Here is a 6,097-nt window from a genome sequence, read left to right on the forward strand (position 1 = left end):
GCCCAAGGTAGATATTTCCAGTAATGGACAGCTTTGGGTAGGTATTATATAACGGTTATATACAAGTCGGGCGTAGTCTCGAAAACTTCATTGGTTATCTAGATGCTGTGAAATTAATTTTAGCCTTGGGATTACCTATGGCTATGGTTATTGTTGGTGTCGCGAGTTGGTGGTTGGCAGGATTAGCAATGCAACCTATTTACCAATCCTACAGACAAATTCAACAGTTTACAGCAGATGCAGCACACGAGTTACGAACACCTTTAGCTGCAACAGGCGCAACAGTGGAATCAGTGCTCATGGTACCACAACTGGATGAAACAGAAGTGCGAGAGACTCTGCAAACCATACAACGTCAGAATCTGCGACTGACAACTTTGGTTGCTGATTTGCTGTTGTTAGCTCGCTTAGATAGACAACCTATACCAATGCGACACGAATGTTGTCTGGATGAGATTATAAGCGATTTAGTTGAAGAATTTGCAGCGATGGCAATCGCCGCTCATGTGAACCTGACATCTTCAATACAAGTCCATCAACCTCTAAACATCATCGGTAATTCTGAGCAGCTTTATCGTCTGATTTCTAACTTAATTATCAATGCGATTCAATACACACCCAAGGAAGGCAAAATAACTGTTGTCTTAGACCGCAGTGACCATTATGCTGTGATTCAGGTTCAAGATACAGGGATTGGCATTCCACAAACCGAGCTTGGGCGAATTTTTGATCGCTTTTATCGGGTGAATAGCGATCGCTCTCGTAGCACTGGCGGTTCTGGATTAGGGTTGGCGATTGCCCAAGCAATTGTTCAAGCGCACCACGGCAACTTGAATGTGCAAAGTGAATTAGGCAAAGGTAGCACTTTTACAATTCTACTGCCTTTTGATACCACTACATTTGAAGGTGTTCGTTCTATTTATCGATTCAAATGGCTGTCTCGTCGTCCACGTAAATTTAAGTAATATTTTTAAGTAAAATTTTATATTTTTCCTGTGTATACCATCTACCCACAGCACCAGCTATATTTGCTAGTCTAAAACTAGTGCTAAAGCATCGAAACAAAACTTTTTATTGGAAATACTAAAAGAAACAAAGTTATGACGACTTTTGAAACTAGAGTAACTCGGACTTATAGCCAAGAGGATATACAGCAAATTCTCCATCTGGCGATCGCACGTCAAGCAGACGATAACAACAAAGAATTTTCCTACGAGCAACTGCGAGAAATTGCTGGAGAATTAGAAATTTCGCCAGAAACTCTCCAACAAGCAGAACGAGACTGGCTAGAACAACAAGGAGAAATGCTACAACGACGAGCTTTCAACGCTCATCGTCAAGGTAGATTCAAAAAGCGTTTTGGTAATTATACAATTGTTAACGCCTTTTTGTTGTCCATTGATCTACTTGGTGGTGCTGGTCTTTCCTGGTCACTATATATCCTACTCTGCTGTGGGTTTGCAGTCGGTCTTGATGCTTGGAATACTTTTAACTCTAAAGGCGAAGAATACGAACTCGCTTTCCAAAGATGGCGTCGCAAGCATCAGGTGAAAAAATTCTTTAACACAGTCGTGAGTAAATGGCTCAAGGCGTGGCAGATTTAGTCACCAGTCAAAATTGCAGACATCGCCCGTTATTAAAACAGTTATCAGTTATCAGTCATCAGTCATCAATTGCTTGATAAGTGTTCAGAGTTCCCTGTTCCCTGATTTATTGATGAGTGATGCTGTTTGCTCCTTTACGACCAAATACAAAAAAGCAGGTACCATCATTCCATATACCATGCTCTGTCACTAATGCCTGCAATTGTGCATCAAATTCAGCCTTGATTTCTTCTAGTTGCTCTGGTGAAAGCTGGAACAGAGTGTTAGAAAATTTGGGGGCTGGATAAGAACTTATAGTCCACCTTTGCTTTGCCTCCTCTAAACTAATATAACTACCGTACTGCTCCGTCTTAATTTCAATCGCTTCAAAGCCTGCTCGCTCAAGCAGGTTGTGACATTTTTCAACTGTACCTGTTGGTTCGCTCAACTCTCGCGAAACACCATAGTTTTCAAAAACTTTCTGCCAAATAACAACTCCAACTAAAGCTGTATCCGCAAGTGCATGAAAACCAACTAACCCATTAGGTTTGAGAAATTGCATCCATTGGCGTAATGCAGCTTCCATATCTGTCATCAAAGGAAATGCATTCGCGCACAAAATTCGGTCAAAACTGTTGACTGGAAAATTCAGGGCTTCAGCATCCGCAAATTGAAGTTCAACATTGCTTAGACTTAACGCCTCAACCTTGCGCCGAGCAAGAGTTAGCATCTCAGTTGAAATATCCACACCTACAACTCTACCAGAAGAGCCAACTCTTTGAGCAACTTCAATTGCAACATGACCTGTTCCAGTTGCAATGTCCAAAACGTCATATCCAGGGCTGATTTGTGCGTATTCAACCAGACGATGAGCAATCCTCAAATGCCATTCACTTTCATCGTAGTTGTGACTTCTGCGATTATACACATCCGCTATCTGCTGCTTGTAGTCATTTAACTTAAGTTGTTTAGCCATGACATTGGTTTGAGGTGCGACTGTTTTTTAGAACCTAGACTTATGATAAATGCTGTTTGGCAAGTGCGACACTTCGGTCATGCTGTAATACAATAGACCTGCCTCAAAAATCTACTTTTATCCTTCCTTGTGAGCTTTAGCTGATGAAGTCTCCTACAAAAGTCAATTTTTTGGAACAGAAAATCACAGATAAACACAGATAAATTATCTGTATTTATCTGCGTCCATACTCGTCCATCTGCGGTTAAAAAATTTCCCTAAAACTCGTTACATCTACCATCCAATAGAACAAAATTAATCAAAGTGAGTCAAAAGAATCAAAGCTTTCCCTTTCCTTTAATCCTAGCATTTTTAATTCTTTTTTTGCTCATCAAGTTAATCATTAATAAGCCTCTCATTCCTATTTTGGGTTTTCATGGCATTCTTTCTGCTAATACTCCTACTTCTCAATTGCGAGATATGCACTACCCAGAAAAAGATTTAGAGAAAATCTTAGAGCATTTAGTTCGTCATAACTATTGGTTTTTAACAACTCAAGAATTATATGATTTATTCTTAAAAAAATATCACGAAATACCAAAAGAGCATTCCAATCAAAAGCCAATCATGATTTCATTTGATGACGGATATAAAACAGTACACACGAACTTACTACCCATTTTGTCTAAGCTTGAAAAGAAATACGGTAAAAAAGTAAAAGTAGTCTTGTTTATCAACCCAGGGATTATGCAACGAGAAGAAAGTGCCTCTACTCACTTAGGATGCCAGGAATTGAGAGAAGGTTTGAAAAAAGGTTTTTATGATATTCAATCTCATGGCTTGAATCATAAAAACTTAACAACACTGACTCGTCGCGAGTTAGTTCAAGAACTCCAGCAAGCCCAGATTAAACTGAGACAATGCACTCAAGATTTAGATCCACAACAGCAAGTAGCATCTCATCTCGCTTATCCTTACGGAGCTTCTAATAAACAGGTGCGATACTATGCATCTAAATATTATTTATCAACATATCTCTACAATGACAAAATACTCGATTACGACTGCAATCAAAACTTCTATGAAATTCCTCGTATACCAGTTAATCGAAAAATGACATTTCAACAAATGCTGGAAATAGCTGAAGGTTTTCAGCAAGACAAGAGTCTACAAAAATGTGAAGGTAAATAGGCAGGATGAAACATTTTCCGTGACTCCTAAGAAACACAGGGGTGTAGGGGTGTAGGGGTGTAAGGGTGTAAGGGAAAAAGGTGTTTCTTGAAAGCGCCCCACTGACGGCGCACCGCCCGTTATAAATGAAAGAAACACTCTTTCCCTGTTAAGAGTTCCCTGTTAAGAGTGTTTCTTAGGAGATTTCCATGCAAGAAAAGACTGTCAACCTAAAACGTGCCTACGCCTTAGATGCACTGCGTGGATTTGCAATTTTGGCAATGGTTTTGTCAGGCACGATAAGGTATAAAATTTTGCCAGCTTGGATGTACCATGCTCAGGAACCACCACCTGCTCATACATTTAATCCTAATCTGCCTGGGTTAACTTGGGTAGATACTGTATTTCCAATTTTTTTGTTTTGTCTGGGAGCAGCTATTCCTTTAGCGTTGTCGAGTCGTCTTGCTAAAGGATTTACGACAAAACAAGTTATTTTATACATTCTTAAAAGAGGATTTTTATTAGGAGTATTTGCAATAATTCTTCAACATCTGAGACCATATAAAATCAATCCAAATCCAACTCAACAAACATGGTGGATAGCTTTGTTGGGTTTTTTAATACTCTTTTTTATGTTCGTTCGGTTATCTGTCAATTTACAATTGAGGCACTATATAAAATGGCTTCCCCTTAGTGCTTCAATAGCAGCAATTATTCTTATCTCTTTTCTTCAATATCCAGATGGACGTGGATTCTCACTTTCAAGAAGTGATATTATCCTAGTCGTTCTGACAAACATGGCGGTTTTTGGTTCACTTGCCTGGTTTTTTACCAGAAATAATTTGTTGCTACGTCTAGGATTCTTAGGCTTATTGATTGCTTTACGGCTGTCGGCTACTGTTAAACAAAGTTGGATTGCTATACTGTGGCACGCTTCACCTGTGCCTTGGATTTTTAAATTTGATTATTTACAGTATTTGTTTATTGTTATTCCTGGAACTATTATAGGAGATTTTATTCTCAACTGGCTGCAAACTCCAACTAGAAATGAGGAAGATGAAGAAATTGACTTTTCTTGGAATCAGCTACATTTTTTTAGCATTATTCTCATGATGTTGAGTATTTGTTTGGCACTACTCATTGGCTTACAGACTAGGTGGGTGTGGCAAACAACATTACTGAGTTTCGTTCTTTGTTCAATAAGTTGGTTTTTATTTGTCAATCCAGTGAATGATACGGAAAGGTTGCTGAAATCATTTTACCAATGGGGAATTTATTGGTTGGCACTTGGCTTGCTTTTTGAGCCATTTGAGAATGGGATAAAGAAAGACCCTTCGACGTTGAGTTACTACTTTGTTACCACGGCGATCGCACTTTTTTTCCTAATGATCTTCACCATACTCCTAGATATCTTCAAACAGCGAAAATCTCTTCAGCTACTCATAGACAATGGACAAAACCCAATGATTGCCTATGTAGCTTTTGCCAATCTTCTCTTGCCTATTCTGAGATTAAGTCACATTGAACCGTTGATTTTAGAGTTTACAAATACCCCCTTGACAGGTTTTTTCAAAGGTGTCATTTATACGTTAGCGATCGCCTGTCTTGTCAGTCTTTTTACTAAGTTGAAGTTCTTTTGGAGAGCATAATCGTTAAATATACTGAAATATACTTATCATAAAAGTTCTTTCTTTTACTATAATATCGGTTATTATAATTTCGAGTCACTCAAATCTTGCACCTCATCCATAGTACGCCTTGAACTCAAGTTCGGGAATTGATTTATTGGCGGACGAAAATGATGGTGCAAGATTTGAAGTAATAAATTAACAAACAACAGAAGCTTCAACGCTTCAAACTGTGCTACTAGGAGATGCATCAATGCCAACAATCACTTTAAGAGTGAAAACAAATACGATTTTCAAGCAGGACTGGCGGCTACAATCAAATGATCCTCAGCTACAACAACAAAACAAGTATTTAGCTCAAGCAGGTCAGCAACTTCGCGTTACGTCCATTGACCGTAATGCTGAGAAATATGGTGGCGATCATTGGCTAGTCACTTTCGAGCAACCACTTCAGCCTAATCAAGGTACAGCGAAAAGTACTTGGTACGTTTACGCACCTCATGTAGAAGAATTATCAAGTGTTCCATCAAGTTCAGTCACTTTAACACCAAGGACAACTACAACTTTCAAACAAGACTGGCGGGAACAATCGTCAAATTTAGCACCACAAGACAAGTATATAGCCACACCAGGTCAGCAATTTCGCGTTTCATCTATTGACAATAATGCCCTCAGATATGGCGGTGATCACTGGAAAGTCACATTCGTGCAGCCACTTCAACCCAATCAGGGACAAGCCAAGAGTACCTGGTACGTTTATG

5 protein-coding genes and 1 pseudogene are annotated in these 6,097 nt (G+C 39.1%); 5 read left to right on the forward strand and 1 reads right to left on the reverse strand.

Going from position 1 to position 6,097, the window contains the following annotated elements; translation table 11 throughout:
• Positions 1-53: 53 nt before the first annotated feature.
• Together rppB and DP116_RS20105 are read left to right on the forward strand one after the other, a co-directional pair.
• A pseudogene (gene rppB / locus DP116_RS20100) lies at positions 54-965 on the forward strand (two-component system sensor histidine kinase RppB); the annotation flags it as partial.
• Between the two features lie 135 nt (positions 966-1,100).
• Positions 1,101-1,604 carry a 2TM domain-containing protein gene (locus DP116_RS20105; RefSeq protein ID WP_169156857.1) on the forward strand — a complete coding sequence of 168 codons (504 nt, stop codon included), beginning with the start codon at positions 1,101-1,103 and terminating at the stop codon, positions 1,602-1,604.
• 106 nt (positions 1,605-1,710) lie between these two features.
• On the opposite strand, the gene DP116_RS20110 is transcribed toward DP116_RS20105, so the two are convergent.
• A complete protein-coding gene (locus DP116_RS20110) occupies positions 1,711-2,559 on the reverse strand; it encodes a class I SAM-dependent methyltransferase (RefSeq protein ID WP_169156858.1) in 849 nt (282 codons plus the stop codon).
• A 303-nt stretch (positions 2,560-2,862) separates the two neighbouring features.
• On the opposite strand from DP116_RS20110, the gene DP116_RS20115 reads away from it, so the two are divergent.
• The 3 genes from DP116_RS20115 to DP116_RS28660 form a co-directional block, all read left to right on the forward strand.
• Positions 2,863-3,729 carry a polysaccharide deacetylase family protein gene (locus DP116_RS20115; RefSeq protein ID WP_339381503.1) on the forward strand — a complete coding sequence of 289 codons (867 nt, stop codon included), beginning with the start codon at positions 2,863-2,865 and terminating at the stop codon, positions 3,727-3,729.
• Between the two features lie 188 nt (positions 3,730-3,917).
• The gene (locus DP116_RS20120; protein WP_169156859.1) at positions 3,918-5,357 is read left to right on the forward strand and encodes a DUF5009 domain-containing protein; all 1,440 of its coding nucleotides are present in this window, start codon (positions 3,918-3,920) and stop codon (positions 5,355-5,357) included.
• Between the two features lie 232 nt (positions 5,358-5,589).
• Positions 5,590-6,097 (forward strand): hypothetical protein (locus tag DP116_RS28660; RefSeq protein WP_211173401.1); only part of this gene is annotated, 508 nt, incomplete at its 3' end.

It is taken from the genome of Brasilonema bromeliae SPC951 (assembly GCF_012912135.1).
GTDB classification, from domain to species: domain Bacteria; phylum Cyanobacteriota; class Cyanobacteriia; order Cyanobacteriales; family Nostocaceae; genus Brasilonema; species Brasilonema bromeliae.